The organism is Pseudomonas mosselii (assembly GCF_003205295.1).
Classification (GTDB): Bacteria; Pseudomonadota; Gammaproteobacteria; order Pseudomonadales; family Pseudomonadaceae; genus Aquipseudomonas; species Aquipseudomonas mosselii_B.
Genome location: NZ_QJRP01000022.1, coordinates 1 through 21,967, shown reverse-complemented (window position 1 = coordinate 21,967; position 21,967 = coordinate 1). Strand labels below are relative to the sequence as shown.

General features: G+C 69.8%; 4 protein-coding genes. All 4 read right to left on the bottom strand.

Annotation, left to right across the window (positions count from 1 at the left end; translation table 11 throughout):
- Window positions 1-22 precede the first annotated feature (22 nt).
- Entirely contained in the window at window positions 23-2,026 is a 2,004-nt protein-coding gene (locus DMX06_RS18870) for a MacB family efflux pump subunit (protein ID WP_110738842.1), read from the bottom strand.
- A gap of 2 nt (window positions 2,027-2,028) precedes the next feature.
- Window positions 2,029-3,183 (bottom strand): macrolide transporter subunit MacA, encoded by a 1,155-nt coding sequence (gene macA / locus DMX06_RS18865; RefSeq protein WP_110738841.1) that lies wholly within the window; start codon window positions 3,181-3,183, stop codon window positions 2,029-2,031.
- A 66-nt stretch (window positions 3,184-3,249) separates the two neighbouring features.
- Window positions 3,250-17,775 carry a non-ribosomal peptide synthetase gene (locus DMX06_RS18860; protein ID WP_110738840.1) on the bottom strand — a complete coding sequence of 4,842 codons (14,526 nt, stop codon included), beginning with the start codon at window positions 17,773-17,775 and terminating at the stop codon, window positions 3,250-3,252.
- A partial coding sequence (locus DMX06_RS18855; RefSeq protein WP_146232217.1) for a non-ribosomal peptide synthetase occupies window positions 17,772-21,967 on the bottom strand: 4,196 nt, incomplete at its 5' end. The genes DMX06_RS18860 and DMX06_RS18855, both read right to left, overlap by 4 nt.

Sequence of the window (21,967 nt, the reverse complement as noted above, 5' to 3'; positions counted from 1 at the left end):
CGTGCGCCAGGGGCAAGGCCGTCTAATCCCGCGCCAACGCCTCGATGGGGTCCAGCCGCGCCGCGTTCCTCGCCGGCACGAAGCCGAACACGATCCCGATCAGCGTCGAACACACGAACGCCGTGATGATCGACCCCAGCGAAAACACCATTTCCCACTGCTTGACGAACAACGCGAACAGATAACCGATCCCATAGGACAGACCGATCCCGATCACCCCACCGATCAGGCAGACCATCACCGCCTCCACCAGGAACTGCTGGCGGATATCGGACTGCCGCGCCCCCACCGCCATGCGAATGCCGATCTCCCGGGTCCGCTCGGTAACCGACACCAGCATGATGTTCATCACCCCGATCCCCCCCACCACCAGCGAGATCACCGCGATCAGCGATAACAGCAGGGTCAGCGAGCGGCTGGTCTTCTGCACGGTCTGCATGATGCTGTCGAGGTTGTTGGTGAAGAAATCCTTGGTCCCATGCCGCTGCAGCATCAGCTTGTTGACCTCTTCCTCGACCCGCTTGCTCGGCATGCCGTCCTTGATCCGCACGCTGATGCTGTCCAGATGGCGCTGGCCAAGCACGCGCCCGGCGGCGGTCTCATAGGGCATCCACACGTTCAGCGAGTTGCCGGCGACGAACAGGTTCTTGTTCTCGGCGGTCACACCGATCACCGTGCAAGGCAGCTTGCCAACCAGGATCACCTGCCCCAGCGGGTTGACCCCGTCGCCGAACAGGCGCTTGCGCGTGTTGTGGTCGATCACTACCACCTGGGCCTGACGCCGGGCATCGTCGGCGCTGAACACGATCCCCGACGCCAGCGGGATGTTGCGTACCTGGAAGTACTGCTCGCTGACGCCGTTGAGCTGCACGTCGGCGTCGATGTTGCGGTAACGCACCAGCGAACTCTGGCCGATCACCGGGGTGGCGCTGTCGACGTAGTAGAGCTCGTTGAGCGCCGTCACATCCGCCGGCATCAGGGTTTCGATGGCTTTCGCCCGGCTGTCGCCGAAACTGGTGCCTGAGTAGATGTCGATGGTGTTGCTGCCGATCGCCTGGATGTCCTTGAGCACGTAGCCCTTGGCGCCTTCGCCGATGGCCGAGATCGAAACCACCGAGGTGATGCCGATGATGATCCCGAGCATCGTCAGCAAGGTGCGCATGCGGTGCGAGACCAGGGCGATCCAGGCCATCTTGAAGGCCTCGCGGAACAACCCCAGGCTGGCCACCAGCCGCCGCGGCGCCTGCTCGCGGGCCGGTGTGGCCCCGGCGGCCGGCGTCGGCGCTTCGGGCCGGGTGCGGCGGTCGCTGACGATCTGCCCGTCGCTGACCTCGATGATCCGCTCGGCATGGGCGGCGACCTTGGGGTCGTGGGTCACCAGGATCACCGTGTGCCCGGCGCCGTGCAGCTCCAGCAGGATATTCATCACCTCCTTGCCGCTGGCGGTGTCGAGCGCGCCGGTGGGTTCGTCGGCAAGGATCACCTCGCCGCCGTTCATCAGCGCCCGGCAGATGCTCACCCGCTGCTGCTGGCCGCCGGACAGCTGGCTCGGGCGGTGCGCCAGGTGGCTGGCCAGGCCCAGCCGGCCGAGCAGTTCGCGGGCGCGGGCATGGCGCCCGGCCTGGGGCACGCCGGCATACACCGCCGGAATTTCCACATTGCGCAGGGCATCCAGGTGCGGCAACAGGTGGTAGCGCTGGAAGATGAAGCCGAAATGGTCGCGGCGCAGCGCGGCCAGGGCGTCGTCGTTCAGGTCGCGGGTTTCCTGGCCGCTGACCTGGTAGCTGCCCGCGCTGGCATGGTCCAGGCAGCCGAGGATGTTCATCAGGGTCGACTTGCCCGAGCCCGAGGCGCCGATGATCGCCACCAGCTCGCCAGCATGAATCTCCAGGTCGATGCCCTTGAGCGCCAGGAACTCGCGGTCGCCGGCCATGAAGCTGCGGCTGACCCCTTGCAGGCGCAGCAGCGCTTGCTGCTGGTCCGCGGGCCGCGCCAGGTGCGGTGAAAGCTCGACGGTCATGTTCATGCTCACGCCCCCGCCTCGCCCGACACCGGCTCGCCGATCACCACCCGGTCGCCTTCGGCCAGGCCGTCCTTGACCTGCACCTTGACGTTGTTGTTGATCCCCGCCTGGACCTTGCGCACCTGGGCGAAGCCCTTGCCGTCGATCACCCGTACCGGGAAACTGCCGTCGGCGTCGCGCGGCCCCAGCGCCGCCACCGGCACGGTGAGCACGCCTTGGGCGGTGTCGAGGACGATGCGCACCTGGGCGGTCATCGAGATGCGCAGGCGGTGCTCGGGGTTGGGCACCTCGAACAGCGCGTTGTAGAACACCGCACTGGCCTGCTTGGCCGCACCACTGCTCTTGTCGCTGCTTTCCAGGTAGTTCTGCGGCGCAGGCTCGGTGCCGCGCAGCTTGGCGTAGTAGCGCTGGTCGTCGCCAAGGATGGTGAAATACACCTGCTGGCCGGGGCTGATGTGGATCACGTCGGCCTCGGACACCTGGGCCTTGATGGTCATGGTGTCGAGGTCGGCCAGCTTGAGGATCACCGGCGCCAGCTGGTTGGAGATCACCGTCTGGCCTTCCTGGGTGACGATGCCCACCACATGACCATTGATCGGCGCGACGATGCGGGTGTAGCCGAGGTTGACCCTGGCGGTGTCGATCTGTACCTGGGCGCTCTTGATCTGCGCGTCCAGCGAGCGCAGGTTGGCCTGCTGCACCTCGAACTCGGACTCGGCGCTCTCGAAGTCCTGGCGCGAGATCGACTCGTCGTCCTGCAGCACCTCGTAACGCTCGTAGACCCGCTTCGCCTGCTTGAGCTTGGCCTGCACCGAGCGCCGCTCAGCCTGTAGTTTCTCCTCGTCGACCTCGGCCTGGCGCAGGGTGTTCTTCGGCACCAGCGGGTCGATCTCGGCCAGCCACTGGCCCTCGCTGACCTTGTCGCCGAGCTTGACCTTCAGCGACTTGAGCTGCCCGGAGACCTGGGCGCCGACATCCACCTGGCGGATGCCCTCCAGGGTGCCGGTGGCCAGCACCGCGTTCTCGATGTCGCCACGCTCGACCGTGGCGGTGATGTACTGCGGCGGCTTGGCCGGGGCCTGCACCGCGTACAGCACGATGCCGGCGACCAGGACTGCGGCGACCCCAAGGGTGATCTTGCGAAACTTCGTCTTTTCCATAAAACCGTTCTTCCAGAATCCGATGAGGTCCCGTGGGCGCGGGCATGCCCCGCGCCCACGACGGTGTTACTGCTTCACCCTGCCGTGATGCAGGGCCTGCCCGTCATGCCACCACGCCGCCAGGCTGAACACATCCGGCACCTTGAGGATGCTGAAATGGTTACCCGGCCCCTGCCACACCTCCAGTTGCGGCAGCCAATCGCGCCAGCCCTCCTCCATGGCCTGCTGCTCGCGCTGGTTGCCGGCGACGTCCAGACTCGGATCAGCCACCAGCACCAGCCGCGCCAGGCCGTTGAACCCACCCTCGGGACGGTACACCGTGCGCAGGGCCGTGGCGAAGGTCCGCACCACGCCCTCGAGTGCCTGCGCCGAAGAGCGTGACGGCATCAGGCCGACCCGCACCATGGCCGCGTGCAACTGGCGCAGTTGCTCCTGATCGTCGGCTTCGGCAAAGGCCGCAGGTTCGATGCCCAACGACTTGCCGGTGGACAGTTGCAGCGACTCGATCAGCCGCTGCAGGGCCTGGGTAAAGGTGTACGGCTTGCCGCAACTGCCCCCTGCGCCCGGCGCCTCGCTGTCGACCAGGGTCAGGGAGCGCACTTCGCGCCCTTTGGCCTGCAAGCGTGCCGCCATGGCGTGGGCCACCCAGCCACCGAACGAATGCCCGACCAGGTTCAACGGGCCCTCGGGGTACAGCGCCTCGATGGCCCGGACATGGCAGTCGGCGGCGGCCTCCACTGTGCTGTGCGGCACCTCGCCCGCGGCCAGGCCCCGGGCCTGCAGGCCATGCACCGGCCAATCCGGCCCCAGCGCCTCGGCCAGGCCGATAAAGCTGGTCACGCTGTCGCCGGCCCCCGGCACGCAGAACACCGGGACATGGGACGGCGTGCCGCTCTGGATCGCCAGCAGCGGCTGGTGTGTCGGCCGAACGCCACCAGGTGCGGTCTGCAACGCCTGCGCGATGGCCTGGCCCAGCACCGCCGCTTGCGGATCCTGCACCATGCTCTGGTGATCACCCGGCACGCTCAGGCAATGCAACGCCTGCCCCGGCAAGGCCTCGGCCCAGCCCAGGGTCGGGCTGTCGGTGACGATGCCGGCGCTGCGCTGCTCGGCCACGAACAGGTGCAGCGGCACCGGCAACGGTGCCAGCCGGTAGTGGGCCAGGGCATGCCCATGGGCCAGGTGACGCTCGAAGAAGTGGCGCAATTGCCCGTCGCTGGCCTGGACCAGGCCGGGCACCAGCAGCTGGCGATCACGGCAGTGGGCAAGCAGTGCTTCGAACGTCAACGCCCCGGGCTGCAATGCCTCGATCTCGGCCAACTGCGCGGCCCCCGCCTCGCCCTGCGCCTGCCAGTGCACCCGGCAATGCAACAACAGCTGCCCTTGTAGCAGGTGCGGCCCTTGCCAACGTGCCTTGCCCTGGTCGCTCAGGCGCGGCACGTAGGTGTCGATCAGGCCGACGAAGGCCACCGGCTCGTCCGCGCCCAGCAACTGCGCGGCCACCTCGTAGGCCAGCACGCCGCCGAACGACCAGCCGGCCAGCCGATACGGCCCGTGCGGCTGCACAGCGCGGATCCGCCCTACCAGGCGTGCCGCCAGGCACTCCATGGTGTTCAGCTGCGCTTCCCCGGGGGCGACGCCAGCCAGGCCGTAGACGGGGAAATCACCTTCGATATGCCGTCCCAGGACCGGGAAGTACAGGTCCAGGCCACTGAACTCGTGGATCAGGAACAGTCCAGGCTGGCTGCCCGCGGCGCGCACCGTGACCAGGCCTTCGTCCTCGTGCGCACCGTCGCCCAGGCGCGGTGCCAGGGTGGCGATGGTCGGGTGCTGGAACAGCTCCGCCAGGGTCGTGTGCAGGCCGGCCTGGCGCATCTCGCCCACCAGGCGGATCGCCGACAGCGAATGCCCGCCCAGTTCGAAGAAGCTGTCATGCCGCCCCACCCGCTCGACCTCCAGCACCTGCGCCCACAGCGCGGCCAACGCCTGCTCCACGGGCGTGGCCGCAGCCTCGAACAGCGTCACGGCCAGGTCCTGCGCGCCCGGCAGCGGCAGCGCCCGGCGGTCGACCTTGCCATTGTTGGTCAACGGTAACGCCTCGAGCGCGACGAACGCCGCTGGCAGCATGTACTCCGGCAGCCGTTCGCGCAGGAAACCGCGCAACGCCACGCCGTCGAGGGCCGCGTCGGTACGGGTGTACCAGGCCACCAGGCGCAGCGGTCCCTGCTCCAGGCGCTGGGCCATGACCACGACCTCGTCCACGCCCGGGCACTGGGCCAGGTGCTGCTCGATCTCGCCCAGCTCGATACGGAAACCACGGACCTTCACCTGGTCGTCGGTGCGCCCCAGGCACTCCAGCTGGCCGTCATCACGCCAGCGGGCCAGGTCGCCGGTGCGGTACAACCTCGCGCCAGGCCCAGCACCGAACGGGTCGTCCAGGAAACGCTCGGCGGTCAGTTGCGGGCGATTCAGGTAGCCCAGCGCTACGCCGTCGCCGCCAATGTACAGCTCGCCGGTCACGCCTTCGGGCAACAGCCGCCCGTGCGCATCGAGGACATAGGCCGTGGTGTTGCCGATCGGGCCGCCGATCGGCACATGCTCGGCGCCGTCGGCCACGGCCCGCACGGTGCAGGCGGTGGCAAAGGTGGTGGTCTCGGTGGGCCCGTAGCAGTGCACCAGGCGCAGGTTCGGCGCCCGCGCCAGCAACGCCCGGAAGCTGGCGGGCTCGCCGCGCTCGCCGCCGCACAGCAGGACCCGCAGCCCGGCCAGGGCCTCGGGGATCAGCTGCACATACTGGTTGAACAGCGCCGTGGTGACGAACATCACGCTGGCGCCACCCTGGCGCAACGCGGTGGCGAACTGCGTTGGCTCGACCAGGGTCTGGTGATCGATCACCAGCACCTGGCCACCGTTGAGCAGGCCGCCCCAGACATCCAGGGTGGCGGCATCGAACGCCGGGTTGGAGACGAAGGCGAAACGGTCGCTGGCATCGAAGTCGGCATAGCCGTTGTTCAGCACCAGCCGGGTGATGCCGCGGTGGGTCACCCGCACCCCCTTCGGCGTGCCGGTGGAGCCCGAGGTGTACATCACATAGGCCACCGCGTCGGCGTCCTGCGCAAGGTTCGGGTTGTGCGCCGGCTGGTCGTCGAGGGCCAGGCAGTCCAGGTCGATGCGCCGCGCCTCGCATTCCGCCGCCAGGCTGCCGAGGGTCAGCAGCGCCACGGCCTGGCAGTCCTGGACCATGAACGCCTGGCGTTCGGCCGGGGCGTTGATGTCCAGCGGCACATAGATGGCCGCGCACTTGAGCACGGCCAGCTGCGCCACCAGCAAGGGCAACGAACGCGGCAGCAGGATCGCCACCGGATCGCCTGCCGCCACGCCCTCGCCGATCAGCCAATGGGCCAGGCGGTTGGCCTGCTCGTTGAGCTCGCCATAGGTGAGCTGGCGTTCATCGTGGCGCGCCGCCAGCGCCAGCGGGTGCCGCGCCACCTGCTGCTCGAACAGGCGCTGCACCGGCAACGCTCGCGGGTAATCACGTTGCGTGGCGTTAAAGCCCACCAGCAACCGCTGGCGTTCCCCGGCCGGCACGATATCCAGCCGTTCCAGGCCTCGTTCGGGATCCTGAGTCAGGGCCTCGACCAGGTTTTCCAGGGCCTGCTGCAGATAGCCGCACAGGCGTCGCGCATCCAGGCCCGGCGCACACTGCGCGGTCAGGCCGAAGCCTTCGCCCAGATCGTCGATGCTCAGGGCCAGCGGGTAGTTGCTGCGTTCCTCGGCATGCAGCAGCTCGATGCCTTCCCAGGCGCGCCCGGCCGCGCTGTCACGGACCAGGGCCGTGGCACTGTGTCGGTAGTTGAGCAAGGCGCTGAACAGCGGCGCGCCGGCCGGCAGCGCGCTGCAACGCTGGGCCAGGGCCAGTTGCGCATGCTCGTGCACAAGCAGCCCGGTGAGCCGGCGGTGGGTGTCGAGCAGCGCCTCGCGCACCGGCAGGCGGCCCACCTCCAGGCGCAGCGGCAAGGTGTTGATGAACACGCCCAAGGCGCGCTCCACGCCTTCGCCACCCTGCAGGCGACCGAGCAGCACGGTGCCGAACACCACGCTGTCGCGCCCCGACAACTGCCCCAGCACCATCCCCCAGGCCAGGTGCATCAGGCTGGCGGCGCTGACGCCCAGCAGCCGCGCCTGCTCGCGCAGGTGCCGCGCCAGGCCGTCGTCCAGCAGTATCCGGGCTTCGGCCTCGGCGCCCTGATGAGCCCGCGGATGCGGGCCATAGGGCAAGGTCGGCTCGTCGATGTCGCCCAGCTGTTCACGGAAGAACGCCTCGTGCTCGGCCTCGCCCGCGCCTTGCAGCACCTGGGCGATGTAGTTGCGGTACGGCACCGGCGCGGGCAACTGGCGCTGCTCGCCGAGCAGGCAGGCCTGCAGTTCGGCGCGCAGCACATCCTGGGCCACGTGGTCCATGACCAGGTGGTGGAACAGCAGGGTCGCGGTGATGCGCCCGCTGGCCGGGTCCTGGCTGTGCAGCAAGCGCAGCATGGGTGCGCGGGTCAGGTCCAGGCGCAAGACCTGCGGCGCCCCCGGCGCCACCTCCTGTACCGGCAGCGATGCCTGGCGCCACACCACCTGCACGGGTTCGGCGAGGCCGTCCCAGTACAGCGAGGAACGCAGGATATCGTGACGGGCGATCACCTGGTCCAAGGCCCGCTGCAGCGCCTCCAGCCGCGCGCGGTCGGCCACGGCGAAACGCGCCTGCAACAGGTACGGATCATCCCCCTCGCTGGCCAGGTGGTGGTAGAGAATCCCCGCCTGCAACGGCCCCAGCGGGTAGATGTCCTGCACGTTGGCGGCGCCGCCCGGGACCTGGGCGACGATGCGGTCGATGGCCGCCTGCTCCAGCGCCACCAGCGCCAGCAGGTCCGGTGTGATGCGGCGGCAGTCGGCGCCAATACGGTTGGCCGGCACCCGGGTCCCGCCATGCTGGCCCAGGGTCGCGGCCAGGGCGGCCAGGGTCGGCTCGGCGAACAGCACGCGGATATCCGCCTCCAGGCCCTCGGCACGCAGACGGGCGATCAGGGTCACCGCCAGCAGCGAGTGGCCACCCAGTTCGAAGAAGTGGTCCTGGCGCCCTACCCTCGGCACGTTCAGCAGCTCGGCCCACAGCGCCGCCAGATGGGTTTCGGCTTCCCCTTGCGGCGCCTCGTAGGCACGACTGAGCACGGCCTCGGCGCCGGGCTCGGGCAGCGCCTGGCGGTCGAGCTTGCCATTGGCGGTCAGCGGCATGGCCGGCATCGCCACATAGGCCGACGGCACCATGTAGTCCGGCAACTGCGCCAGGGCATGCCGGCGTAGTGACTCGATCCCAGGCGCATCGTCATGGGCGGTGAACCAGGCGACCAGCCGCTCGCCACGAAGGAGCACCGCCACTTCACGTATGGCGGGATGACTGGCCAGGCAGGCCTCGATCTCGCCCAGTTCGATGCGCAGGCCATGCAGCTTGACCTGGAAGTCGTCGCGGCCGAGGAACTCCAGCTCGCCGTCGGCGCGGCGGCGCACCAGATCACCGCTGCGGTACAGGCGCTCGCCGACCACGAACGGGCTGTCGCCGAAGCGCTCGGCGTCCAGTTCCGGCAGGCCCAGGTAGCCACGGGCCACGCCGACGCCGCCGATGTGCAGCTCGCCCACCACGCCACGGGGCACCGGCAGGCCATTGCGATCGAGCACGTACAGCCGGGTATTGGCGATCGGCCGGCCGATCGGTGGCGCACTTTCAGGCAGCGGCTGCCAGGGTTCCAGGGTCCAGACGCTGCAATCGACGGTGGCCTCGGTCGGGCCATAGACGTTGTGCAGCCGCACCTGCGGCATGCGCTCGCGCACCTGTTGCAGCAACGTCGTGGTCAGCTCGCCGCCGCCGCAGACGATATCAGTGAGGCTGTCGCAGGCCGCGCTGGCCTCAAGGGCGAGGAATTGCTGCAGCAGTGCCGGCACGAACTGCACCACGCTGACCTGCTGGCGCTGGATCAGCGCCGCCAGATAGGCCGGATCGCGCTGGCCGTCCGGACGCGCCAGCACCAGGCGCAGGCCGGCGCACAGCGGCCAGAACAATTCCCACACCGAGGCGTCGAAGCTCACCGGGGTCTTGTGCAGCAGCGCGCCCTCGACGGTCGGGGCGATCAGCCGCGAGCTCCAATGCACCAGGTTGCACAGGCTGCGGTGCTCGACCATCACCCCTTTCGGCGTGCCGGTGGAGCCGGAGGTGTAGATCACGTAGGCCAGGTGGCGGGCACCCAGGCCGCTCACCTGCGGATTGTCCGGCGACTGGCCGGTCCAGGTCGGCTGGCCAAGGTCCAGGCGTGGCACGGCACTGTCGATGAAGCGCCCGCGGCTGCCGGCATCCACCAGCAACGCCAGCGGCGCGCTGTCGGCAAGCATGTAGGCCAGGCGCTCGTCGGGGTAGCCCGGGTCCAGCGGCACGTAGGCGCCGCCGGCCTTGAGCACCGCCAGCAGCCCCACCAGCAGCTGCGGCCCACGGGCCAGGCACACCGCGACCCGGCTGTCGGCGACCACGCCCTGGGCGATCAGTTGATGGGCCAGGCGGTTGGCCGCCTCGTTCAGTTGCCGGTAGCTCATCTGGCCGTCCTCGGCCTGCACCGCCAACGCCTGCGGCGTACGCGCCACCTGCGCCTCGAACAACGCCTGCACCGGTTGCTGCAGGCCACCGACCAATTCGCTGGCATTGCAGGTCACCAGCTCCTGGCGACGCTCGGCGGCGCCCAGCAGCTCGACCTTCGCCGGCACCGCCTGGTCGCTGCCGGCCATCGCCCACAGCAGTTGCTCCAGGTAGCCGACATGGCGTTCGATGGTCGCTCGGTCGAACAGCGCCGTGGCGAACTCCAGGGCGCCGCCGTAGCCGTCGGCGGTCTCGCCCAGGCTCAGGGTCAGGTCGAACTTGGCGAAGATCTGCGCGCCGCCCAGCGCCTCCAGTTGCAGGTCGCCCAGTTGCAAGGCCTCGCCCGGCACGCCGTTCCAGGCCAGCGACACCTGGTACAGCGGGGTATGGGCCAGGCTGCGCGGCGGGTGCAGCAGTTCCACCACCTGTTCGAACGGCAGGTCCTGATGGTCCTGGGCCTGGCTGACGCAGGCCTTGACCCGGGCCAGCAGCGCGCCGACATCGGGTAGCCCGGCGGTATCGATGCGCAGGGCCAGGGAGTTGACGAACAGCCCGATCAACCCTTCGACCTCGGCCTGCCGACGGTTGGCCACCGGCGTGCCGATCACCACCTCGGCCTGGCCGGACAGGCGCGCCAGCAGCACCGCCCAGGCGGCGCCGAACAGCATGAACGGGGTGACGCCATGGCGCAGGCACAGCGCCCTGAGGTCTTCGCTCAGACGCCGGTCCAAACGTATCTCGACCCGGTCACCCTGATAGTCCTGGCGGGCCGGCCGCGGCCGGTCGGTGGGCAGGGTCAGCAGCACCGGCGCGCCGGCCAGTGCCTGTTGCCAGTATTCGCCCTGGCGCTGCAGCGCGTCGCCGGCCAGCCAGCGGCGCTGCCACAGGGCATAGTCGCCATACTGGATCGCCAGCGCCGGCAGCGGGTCGTCGCGCCCTTCGCTGAAGGCCTGGTACAGCGCCGCCAGCTCCTGGGTGAACACACCCATCGACCAGCCGTCGGCGACGATATGGTGCAAGGTCAGCAGCAGCACATGATGCTCCGCCTCCAGGCACAGCAGGCGGCCACGCACCGGCAACTGGTGCGCCAGGTCGAAGGGCAGCAGCGCCTCGGCCTGCATCAGTTCGGGCAGCTGCTGCGCGGCACCGCGCAGGTCGTGCCAGGCCAGGGCGAAACCGCCACGCCCTGGGGCCACCCGCACCCGCGCCTCGGCGCCTTCCTGGGTGAAGTGGCTGCGCAGGCTTTCGTGACGCTCGATGATGCGCGCCAGTGCCCGCTCCAGCGCCGCACGGTCCAGCGGGCCGCGCATGGCCAGGCCCAGGGGTATATGGTAAGCGGCGCTGGCATCGTCCATCTGCGCCAGGAACCACAGGCGCTGCTGGGCAAACGACAGCGGCAGGGACTGGCCACGGGGCGTCGGTTCGATGACCGGCAGCACCTCACCGCCGCGCTCGGCCAGGGTCGCCGCCACCGCCAGCAGGCGGTCATCGCCGAACAGCTCGCCCAGCGACAACTCCCGGCCGAGTCGTGCACGCACCTGTCCGACCATGCGCATGGCCAGCAGCGAATGGCCGCCCAGTTCGAAGAAGCGGTCCTGACGCCCTACCCGCTGCAGCTGCAGCAGCTCGCACCAGAGCTCGGCCAGGGCCGTTTCCAGCACGCCCTCGGCGGCCTCGTGGGCCTGACTGGCCAATGCCTCGCGCTTGGGCAACGGCAGCGCCCGACGGTCGACCTTGCCGTTGGCGGTCAATGGCCAGGCATCCAGGCGCACCAGCGCGGCAGGTACCATGTAAGCCGGCAGACGCTGTTGCAGGGCGGCACGCAGGGCGCCGACCGGCTGCGCCTCGGTGCTGGCAATGTAGTAGGCCACCAGCCGCGGCTGGCCGGGTTGGTCCTCGCGGGCCAGCACCAGCGCTTCGGCGACGCCAGGCAAGGCCAGCAACTGCGCCTCGATCTCGCCCAGCTCGATGCGCAGGCCGCGCACCTTCACCTGGTCGTCGTTGCGGCCCAGGTAGTCCAGGGTACCGTCGGCGTTCCAGCGAGCCAGGTCGCCGGTGCGGTACATGCGTGCGCCGGGCTGCTCGCTGAACGGGTCGTCGAGGAAGCGCTCGGCCGTCAGTTGCGCCCGGTTCAGGTAGCCGCGCGCCACGCCAGCACCGCCCACGTAGAGCTCGCCGGTCACGCCGAAAGGCACCAGTTGCCGTGCCTCGTCCAGCAGGTAGACACGGGCGTTGGCGATCGGCCGGCCGATGTCCAGCGCGCCGCCCGGCAACACCAGGCCGGAGGTGGCCACCACCGTGGCTTCGGTGGGGCCATAGTTGTTGACCACCACACAGCCCGGGTCGCCGGTGAACTGGCGCAGACGGTCGCCACCGATCAGCAGGGTGCGCAGGGTCGGATGGCGCAGCCCCTGGGTGAAGGCATATTCGGCGACCGGTGTCGGCAGGAAGGCCACCTTCAGCGGTTGCTCCAGCCACCAGGCCAGCAGCCCGTCGAGCTGCTCGTTGCCCAGCTCGGCCGGCGGCAGGTGCAGCACCGCGCCGGCGCACAGGGCCGGCCAGAGCTCCCAGGCCATGGCGTCGAAGCCGAAGCCGGCGACGCTGGCGGTGTGCTCGCCGGCGCCCAGCTCGAAGGCCTTGCAGTGCCAGTGCACCAGGTTGGCAAGGGTACGGTGCTCGACCATCACGCCCTTGGGCTGCCCGGTGGAGCCGGAGGTGTAGATCACGTAGGCCAGGTGGCTGGCCAGCAGGCCGGGCAGCTCGGGATTGTCCGTGCGCGCCGGCCAGTCCGGCCGGTCCAGGGCCAGCACAGGCACGGTCAGCCCGTCCAGGCGCGCCAGCAGCGCCTGCTGGGCCAGGACCACCACGGGGGCGCTGTCCTCGAGCAGGTAGCGCAGGCGCTCATCCGGATGCGCCGGGTCCACGGGTACATAGGCACCACCGGCCTTGAGCACCGCCAGCAGCGCCACCAGGGTGTCCAGGCCGCGCCGGGCGACCACCGCCACCCGGTCGTCCGGCCCCACGCCGCGTTCGATCAGGTGATGGGCCAAGGCGTTGGCGCGCTGGTTCAGTTCGCCATAGCTCAGGCGTGCATCGCCGGCCACGGCGGCCGGCGCCTGCGGGGCACGGGCCACCTGGGCCTCGATCAGGGTCGGCAGGGTCTGGTCGGCCGGGAATGCCCGGGTGCTGCCGTTGAAGGTATGCAGCAGACGCCGGCGTTCGAAGTCACCGACCAGTTCGACCTCGGCCAGGGGCGCCTGGTCGTTGGCGACCATGGCCCGCAGCAGGCGCTCGAAGTAACCGGCGAAACGGCGCACGGTGCTTTCATCGAACAGCGCCGTGGCGTACTCGAGGCTGCCGACCAACGCCTCGCCCTGCTCGCCCATGCTCAGCGACAGGTCGAACTTGGCCACCTGGCTGGCCTGGGCCACGCCCTCCAGGCGCAATCCCGCCAGGCTCGGCGCGGCGCCCTCGGTGGCCAGCCAGTTGAGGGTGGTCTGGAACAACGGCGTATGGCCGAGGCTGCGCGCCGGGCGGACGATCTCTACCACCTGCTCGAACGGCAGGTCCTGATGCGCCTGGGCATCGAGCAGGCGGGCCTTGACCTGGACCAGCAGGCGCTCGCTGCTCGGCGCACCCGACGTGTCGATGCGCAGCGCCAGGGTGTTGACGAACAACCCCACCAGCGGCTCCAGCTCGGCATGGCCGCGTCCGGCCACCGGGCAGCCGACCACCACCTCTGTCTGCCCGGACAGGCGCGCCAGGGTCGCGGCCCAGGCACTGAGCAGCACCATGTACAGAGTTGCCTGATGCCGCTGGGCCAGGGCCCGCAGGCCGGCCCCCAGGCGCGCATCCAGCTGCAGCGCCAGGCTGGCGCCGCTGAAGTCCTGGCGTGGCGGTCGTGGCCGGTCACTCGGCAGGCTCAGCAGGGTCGGCGCGCCATCCAGGGCCTGGCGCCAGTAGTCGGCCTGGCGTTGCAGTTGCTCACCGGCCAGCCAGCGTCGCTGCCACACGGCATAGTCGCCGTACTGGATGGCCAGGGCCGGCAACGGATCGTCCAGGCCCTGGCACATGGCCGGGTACAGCGCGCCCAGCTCACGGGTCAGCACGCCGAGGGACCAGCCGTCGGCGACGATATGGTGCAGGGTCAGCAGCAGCACATGGTGCTGATCCTCCAGGCGCAGCAGGCTGGCGCGCAACAGTGGTCCTTCGACCAGGTCGAACGGCGCGGTGGCCTCGGCCTGCAGGTGCGCGGCCAGGTCATCGGGCGCCAGGCTCAGGCGCCGCAGCCAGCCCGGTAGCGGCGTGGCGGCGACGTGCACCTCGGCGCTGTCGCCTGCGGGTACGAAGCGGCTGCGCAGGCCTTCGTGGCGCGCGACGATGCACAGCAGGGCACGCTCCAGCGCGTCGGCATCCACCGAGCCACGCAGGCCCAGGGCCAGCGGCACGTTGTAGGCCTGGCTGCCGCCCTCCAGCTGGGCCAGGAACCACAGACGCTGCTGGGCGAACGACAACGGCAGGGGCTGCTCGCGGGGCACCGCGACGATGGCCGGCAGCGCGCTGTGCCCGGCGCTCGCCAGCACCTGGGCCACGGCGGCCAGTTCGGGGTTGGCGAACAGCTCGGCCAGGGTCAGCTCGACGCCAAGGCGCAGGCGCACCTGGGACACCATGCGCATGGCCAGCAACGAATGGCCACCCAGGGCGAAGAAATGGTCATGCCGGCCAACCTGCTCCACCTGCAGCAGTTCGGCCCACAGCTGGGCCAGGGCAGTTTCCAGTTCGCCCTCGGGGGCCACGTAGCCACGCTCGAACAGCGCCGAACGCTCAGGCGCCGGCAAGGCGCGGCGGTCGAGCTTGCCGTTGGCGGTCAGCGGCAGCGCCTGCAGGGCGACGAAGGCCACCGGCACCATGTACTCCGGCAGATGGGCCAGCAGTTGCGTGCGCAGGACCTCGGGCAAGGGTGCCTCGAGGCCGGCTTGCGCGGTGAAGTAGGCCACCAGGCGCGGCTGGCCAGGCTGGTCCTCGCGGGCCACCACCACGGCCTCGCCGATGCCCGGCAGGCTGTTCAGCCGGTTCTCGATCTCGCCCAGTTCGATACGCACCCCACGGATCTTCACCTGGTCGTCGTTGCGCCCCAGGTAATCGAGGGTGCCGTCGGCCAGCCAGCGCACCAGGTCGCCGGTACGGTACATGCGCGCGCCCGGCGTTGCCGCGAACGGATCATCGAGGAAGCGCTCGGCGGTCAGCTGCGGGCGGCCAAGGTAGCCACGGGCGACCCCGACGCCGCCGATGTACAGCTCGCCCGCCACGCCCAATGGCACCGGCTGCAACCCGGCGTCGAGCACGTACAGGCGGGCATTGTCCACAGGGCCGCCGATGTGCAGCGCGCCCCCCGCCTCCACTACTCCGGAGCTGGCCACCACGGTGGTCTCGGTCGGGCCGTAGTTGTTGACCACGGCGAAGGTCTGGGTGCGGTTGAACTGGCGCAGGCGATCGCCGCCGATCAGCAGGGTGCGCAGGGTCGGGTGCCCGAGCTGATGGCTGAAGGCGTATTCGGCCACCGGCGTCGGCAGGAAGCTGACATCCAGTGGCTGGGCGCGCCACCAGGCCAGCAGCGCATCGAGGTCCTCGTGGCCCTCGCTGGCGGGTGCCAGGTGCAAGGTGGCCCCGGCGCACAACGCCGGCCAGACCTCCCAGGCCATGGCGTCGAAGCCGAAACCGGCCAGGCTTGAAGTGTGCCGGCCCAGGCACAGGTCGAAGGCCCGGCAGTGCCAGTCCACCAGGTTGTTCAGGGTGCGGTGCTCGACCATCACCCCCTTGGGCTGCCCGGTGGAGCCCGAGGTGTAGATCACGTAGGCCAGGTGTTCTGGTCCCAGGTCGGCGACGGCTGGATCATCCAGCCGCTGCGGCCAGTCAGGCTGATCGAGCGCCAGCACGGGCACCGTGATCCCATCCAGGCGGCCGCGCAACGCTTGTTGGGTCAGCACGGCCACTGGCGCGCTGTCGTCGAGCAGGTAGCGCACACGCTCGTCCGGATGGGCCGGGTCCACCGGCACGTAGCCGGCGCCGGCCTTGAGCACCGCGACCAGGCCAATCAGCGTGTCCAGGCCACGGCGGGCGAACACTGCCACGCGGTCATCGGGGCGCACGCCGAGGCCGATCAGGTGGTGAGCCAGGGCATTGCCGCGCTGGTTCAGTTGCTGATAAGTCAGCGAATGGTCATTGGCAGTGGCGGCCAGGGCGTGGGGATGGGCCTGGGCCACGGCCTCGATACGCCGATGCAACGGACCGTGCGGCTGTTCGATGCCCGGGGTCTGGTTGAAGGTTTCCAGAAGCTCCTCACGCTCGTCGGCAGGCACCATCGGCAACGCCCTGACTTCAGCGGTGGGCGTCGCCGCGAGCAGGCTGCGCAGGGTCTGCTCCAGGTAGGCGCAGACGCGCCGTGCCGGCACCTCGGGGCTGGCCAGCAGGGTCAGGCGGAACGCTTCGCCGAAGTCGTCGACGCTCAGGGTCAAGGGGTAGTTGGTGGCCTCGGCGGCGTGCACGATCTCGATCCCGGCCCAGCCGGCGCGCAGCACCGCTTCGGACCCCGAGGCCGCGCTGTGGCGGTAGTTGAGCAAGGCATTGAACAGCGGCGTCGGCGCCGCCACGCCGCTGCAGCGCTGGGCCAGGGCCAGGGGCGCGTGCTCATGGCGCATCAGCGTGCTCAGGCGCTGGTGGGTGGCCTTGATCGCGCTGGCCAGGTCAGCGTCGTCCAGGTCCACCCGCAGCGGCAAGGTATTGATGAAGATGCCCAGCGCCCGGTCGGTGGCTTCGGCGCCTTGCAGACGGCCCATCAGCACGGTGCCGAACACCACCTGGTCGCGCCCGGTCAGGCCGCCCAGCACCCGCGCCCAGGCCAGGTGGAACAGGCTGGCGACGCTCACCCCCTGGCTGCGGGCCTGGGCGCGCAGCTCGCGGCACAGCGCCAGGTCGAGGTCCAGCGCGTGCTCGTTCAGCGCCGCGCCATCCCCCTGCACATCGGCCAGGCCATAGGCCAGGGTCGGCGCGTCCACACCGCCGAGCATGTCGCGGAAAAACGCCTCGTGCTCGGCCTCGCCGACGCCCAGCAGGGCCTGGGCCACATGATTGCGGAACGGCAGCGGACGGCCCAGCCGGGCGCTTTCGCCGAGCAGGAAGGCGAGCATCTCGTGGCGCACCACTTCCAGGGCGCTGTGGTCCATGGCCACGTGGTGGAACTGCAAGGTCGCGTGGACCTGCCCGTCCGCCTGCGCCGCCTGGCATTGCAGACGGATCAACGGTGCCTGGGTCAGGTCGAAGCCGCTGTCCGGCAGCTGGCCCTCGGCAAGCTGGGTGACCCGCAGGCGGGCCTGGCGCCAGACCACCTGCACCGGCGTCTCCAGGGCCTTCCAGTGCACCGAGGTGCGCAGGATGTCGTGACGGTCGATCACCCCTTGCAGGGCCTGGGCGAAGGCCTCGACCCGGGCGCTGCTGGCGAACACGAAGCGCGCCTGCATCACGTAGGGATCGTGGTCGCCGGCGCTGGCATGGTGGAACAGCATGCCTTGCTGCAACGGCACCAGCGGGTAGATGTCCTGCACATTGGCCGCGCCGCCGGGCACGCCTTCGACCAGTTGGTCGATGCTGGCCTGGTCGAGCTCGACCAGGCTGAGCATGGCCGGGGTGATCCGCGCGCAGCCGGCGGGGATGCGGTTTTCCGGTACCTCGACGCTGCCCTGGCGCGCCGCCACGTACTCGCCACGTTCGAGCATCCCCAGCAGCGCCGGCTTGTGCTCGCGCAGCCGCGCCACCAGCGCGGCGTCGCTCAGGGCCTGGCGATTGCCCTGGACCACCAGCTGGCCATCCTTGAGGGCCAGCTGGACATTGTTGGCGGCCAGGGTCGCCAGTAGTTCGTTGATGCTCACAGGACGATCTCCATTCTGTCTGTGATGGCGGCATAGTCTGCCAGCGTCGGGTGTTCGAACAGGCTGCGCACGTCGGCTTCCAGGCCCGCCTCGCGCAAGCGCGAGGTGAGGGTCACGGCCAGCAGCGAGTGGCCGCCCAGTTCGAAGAAGTTGTCGTGGCGGCCTACCTGCTCCACGCCCAGCAGCTCGCCCCAGATACGCGCCAACAGCTGCTCGGTATCGCCTTGCGGCGCCTCGTAGGCCCGCGCCGGCAGGTCCGGCTGCGGCAGCGCCTTGCGGTCCAGCTTGCCATTGGGGGTCAGCGGCAAGGCGTCGAGGGCCATGAACAGCGCCGGTACCATGTACTCGGGCAGTTGCCCCAGCAGCGCCTCGCGCAGAACCTCGGCGGGCGGCGCGGCGCCGGTGACATAGGCCACCAGGCGCGGGCCGGCCGGCTGGGCGTCGTGCACCAGCACCACGGCGTCGCGCACCCCAGGTATCCGAGTGAGACAGGCCTCGATCTCGCCCGGCTCGATGCGCAGGCCGCGCAGCTTGATCTGGTGGTCGGTGCGGCCGAGGAACATCAGGCTGCCGTCGGCGGCCTGGCGTACCAGATCGCCGCTGCGGTACAGCCGCTCGCCGTCGGCGAACGGGCTGGCGATGAAGCGTTCGGCCTGTTGCTCCGGCAACCCCAGGTAGCCACGCGCCACCCCGGCGCCGCCGATATGCAGCTGACCGGCAACGCCCAGCGGCACGGGTTGGTCGTGGCCGTCGAGCACGTACAGGCGGGTGTTGTCGATCGGCCGGCCAATCGGCATTGCGCCCAATGTCAACGGATCCTGCGGGTGCAAGGTGCAGACGCTGCAATCGACCGTGGTTTCGGTGGGGCCGTAGACGTTGTGCAGCCTTGCCCGTGGCAGGCGCTCGCGCACCTGGCGCACCAAGGCCTCGGACAGCTCGCCACCGCCGCAGACGATATCGCTGAGGCTGGCGCAGGCCGCGCTGGCGTCGTGTTCGAGGAACTGCTGCAGCAGCGCCGGCACGAACTGCACCACGCCGACCTGTTGCTGGCGGATCAGCTCGGCCAGGTACTGCGGGTCGCGCTGGCCGTCCGGACGCGCCAACACCAGGCGCACGCCGCTGCACAGCGGCCAGAACAGCTCCCACACCGAGGCGTCGAAGCTCACCGGGGTCTTGTGCAGCAACGCGCCCTCGCCCGGGAACAGCCCGGCGCTCCAGTGCACCAGGTTGACCACGTTGCGGTGCTCGACCATCACCCCCTTGGGCAGCCCGGTGGAACCGGAGGTGTAGATCACATAGGCCAGGTTGGCGGCGGTAAGGCCCGGCACCTGCGGGTTGTGGCTCGGCTGACGGGTCCAGTCCAGCTGGTCGAGGTCGACTTGCGTCAGGGGTAGATCCCCCATCAGCGCCCGGGTGGCCGCCTGCACCAGAACCGCCCGTGGCTGGCTGTCGACCAGCATGTGGCGGATCCGTTCGACCGGGTAATCCGGGTCGAGCGGCACATAGGCGCCACCGGCCTTGAGGATCGCCAGCAGGCCGACCACCAGCGACAGACCGCGCTCGACACAGATCGCCACCCGATCGTCGGGCCGCACGCCCAGCGCGATCAGTTGATGGGCCAGGCGGTTGGCCTGGGCGTTGAGCTGCTCGTAGCTGAGTTCACCGTGCTCGGCGCTGAGCGCAACGGCCTCAGGCCTACGCAAGACTTGGGCCTCGAACAATTCCTGGAGGGTCCGGTTCAGGTCGTGGGGCTGCGCCGTGCGGTTGAAGTCGTGCACCAACTGGTCGCGTTCCTCGGCCGACAGCACTGGCAGTTGCAGCAGCGCTTGCCGTGGCTGATGGGCCAAGGCCTCGGCCACGGCCTCCAGCACCCGGTGCATCTGCTCGCAAACACGCGCGGCACCGACCGCCGCCGGGGCCAGGGCAACCAGTCGGAAGCGTTCGCCGATATCGTCCACGCTCAGGCTCAGCGGATAGTTGCTGCGCTCGTTGCTGTCGAGGGTCTCAATGCCTTGTAGGGCCTGGCGCTGGTCCTCGTCCGCCTGGCTGCCGTGGCGGTAGTTGAGCATGGCGCTGAACAGCGGCGCCGGGGCCGGCACGCCACTGCAGCGTTGGGCCAGAGCCAGCGAGGCATGCTCGTGGGCGAGCAAGGCGCTCAGGCGCTGCTGGGTCTGACGCACGGCGTCCTGCAGGTTGGTGCCTGCAAGGTCCAGGCGCAGAGGCAAGGTGTTGATGAACATGCCCAGCGCCTGGTCCGCTCCAGCTCCGCCTTCCAGGCGACCGAGCAGCACGGTGCCGAATACCACGCTGTCACGGCCACTGGCGGCGGCCAGCAAGCGGGCGTAGGCCAAGTGGAACAGGCTGGCGGCGCTGATACCCAGCTGCCGGGCCTGCTGGCGCAGACGGCTGGCCAGGGGTTCGTCCAGCCACAGTTGAGCCTCTTCGATACCGAGCCCATCGACCTGCACATCACCCAGGCCGAACGGCAGGGTCGGCTCGTCGATATCGCCCAACTGCTCGCGGAAGAACGCCTCGTGCTCGGCCTGGCTGACGCCCAGCCGCGCCTGGGCCACGTAGTTGCGGTACGCCGCGCCTTGTTCGGCGGGCACCGGCGCACCTTGCAGATAGCCGACCAGTTCCCGGCCGAGCACCTCCAGCGCGGTATGGTCGAGGACTATATGGTGGAACTGCAGCACGGCATGCCGTCCGGCGCCCTGCGCGTCCGGCCAGTGGTCCAAGCGCACCAGCGGCGCCCGGTCGAGGGCCAGTGCATGGGGCACCGCAGTCTCATCGGCCACCTCGAACAGCGCCAGCCCAGCCTGGCGCCAGACTACCTGCAATGCCTGCGGCAGGCCGTCCCACAGCACTGAAGTACGCAGCACGTCATGACGGGCGATGACCTTGCCCAGGGCATCGACGAAGGCGTGCAGCCGGTCACGGCTGGCGAAGGCCATGCGCGATTGCAGCACATAGGGGTCGTGCTCCGGCGAGCTGAGGTGGTGGTAGAGAATACCTTCCTGCAACGGCGCCAGCGGGTAGATGTCCTGCACGTTGGCCGCGCCGCCCGGCACCGTGGCGACGATGCGCTCGATGGCGGCCGGTTCAAGGTCCACCAGCGGCAGCATGTCCGGGGTGATCTGGGTGCAGCCGGCCGGGATCCGGTTGGCCGGGACCTCGACCTGGCGGCCATGGCCCAGGGTCGCCGCCAGTGCCGCTACCGTCGGCTGACCGAACAGAGTGCGCACGTCGGCTTGCAGGCCGGCCTGACGCAGGCGCGCGGTGAGGCTCACCGCCAGCAGCGAGTGACCACCGAGTTCGAAGAAGTTGTCGTGGCGACCGACCTGTTCGATGCCCAGGACTTCAGCCCAGATCGCGGCCATGGCCTCCTCGGCCGCGCCGATTGGAGCGACATAGGCCTGGCGTGCCAGGGCTGCAGGATCAGGGTCCGGCAGCGCCTTGCGGTCCAGTTTGCCGTGGCTGGTCAGTGGTAGCTCGTCCAGGCGGACGAAGGCTTGCGGCATCAAATGGCCCGGAAGGCTGGCTTGCAAGCCTTGGCGCAAGGTGTCGAGATCGACCACGGCAGCTTCGGTGAACCAGGCCAGCAGACGCTCGTCACGCACCAGCACCACGGCGTCCGCGATACCCGGCTGGGCCTTCAGCGCGGCTTCGATCTCGCCCAACTCGACCCGCACGCCACGGATCTTCACCTGGTCGTCATTGCGGCCCTGATAGTCCAGCGTGCCGTCGGCACTCCAGCGCACCAGATCGCCCGTGCGGTACATCCGGCCGCTGTTGAACGGATTGTCGAGGAAGCGCTCGGCGGTCAGTTCGGGACGGTTGAAGTAACCGCGGGCGACCTGCGCGCCACCGATGTACAGCTCGCCGGTCACCCCCACCGGCACGGGTTGGCGTTGCTCGTCGAGTACATAGACGCGGGTGTTGGCGGTCGGCTTGCCGATATGCAGCGCGCCGCCCGGTTGCAGTTGCCCCGACGTCGCCACCACGGTGGTCTCGGTCGGGCCATAGTTGTTGACCAGCGCAAAGCCCGGATCGCGGTCGAACTGGCGCAGGCGATCACCGCCGACCAGCAGCGTGCGCAGGGTCGGGTGCTGGCGTTCGCGGCGCAGTGCCTGCTCGGCGACCGGTGTCGGCAGGAAGCTCACTTGCAGCGGCTGCTCCAGCCACCAGTCGA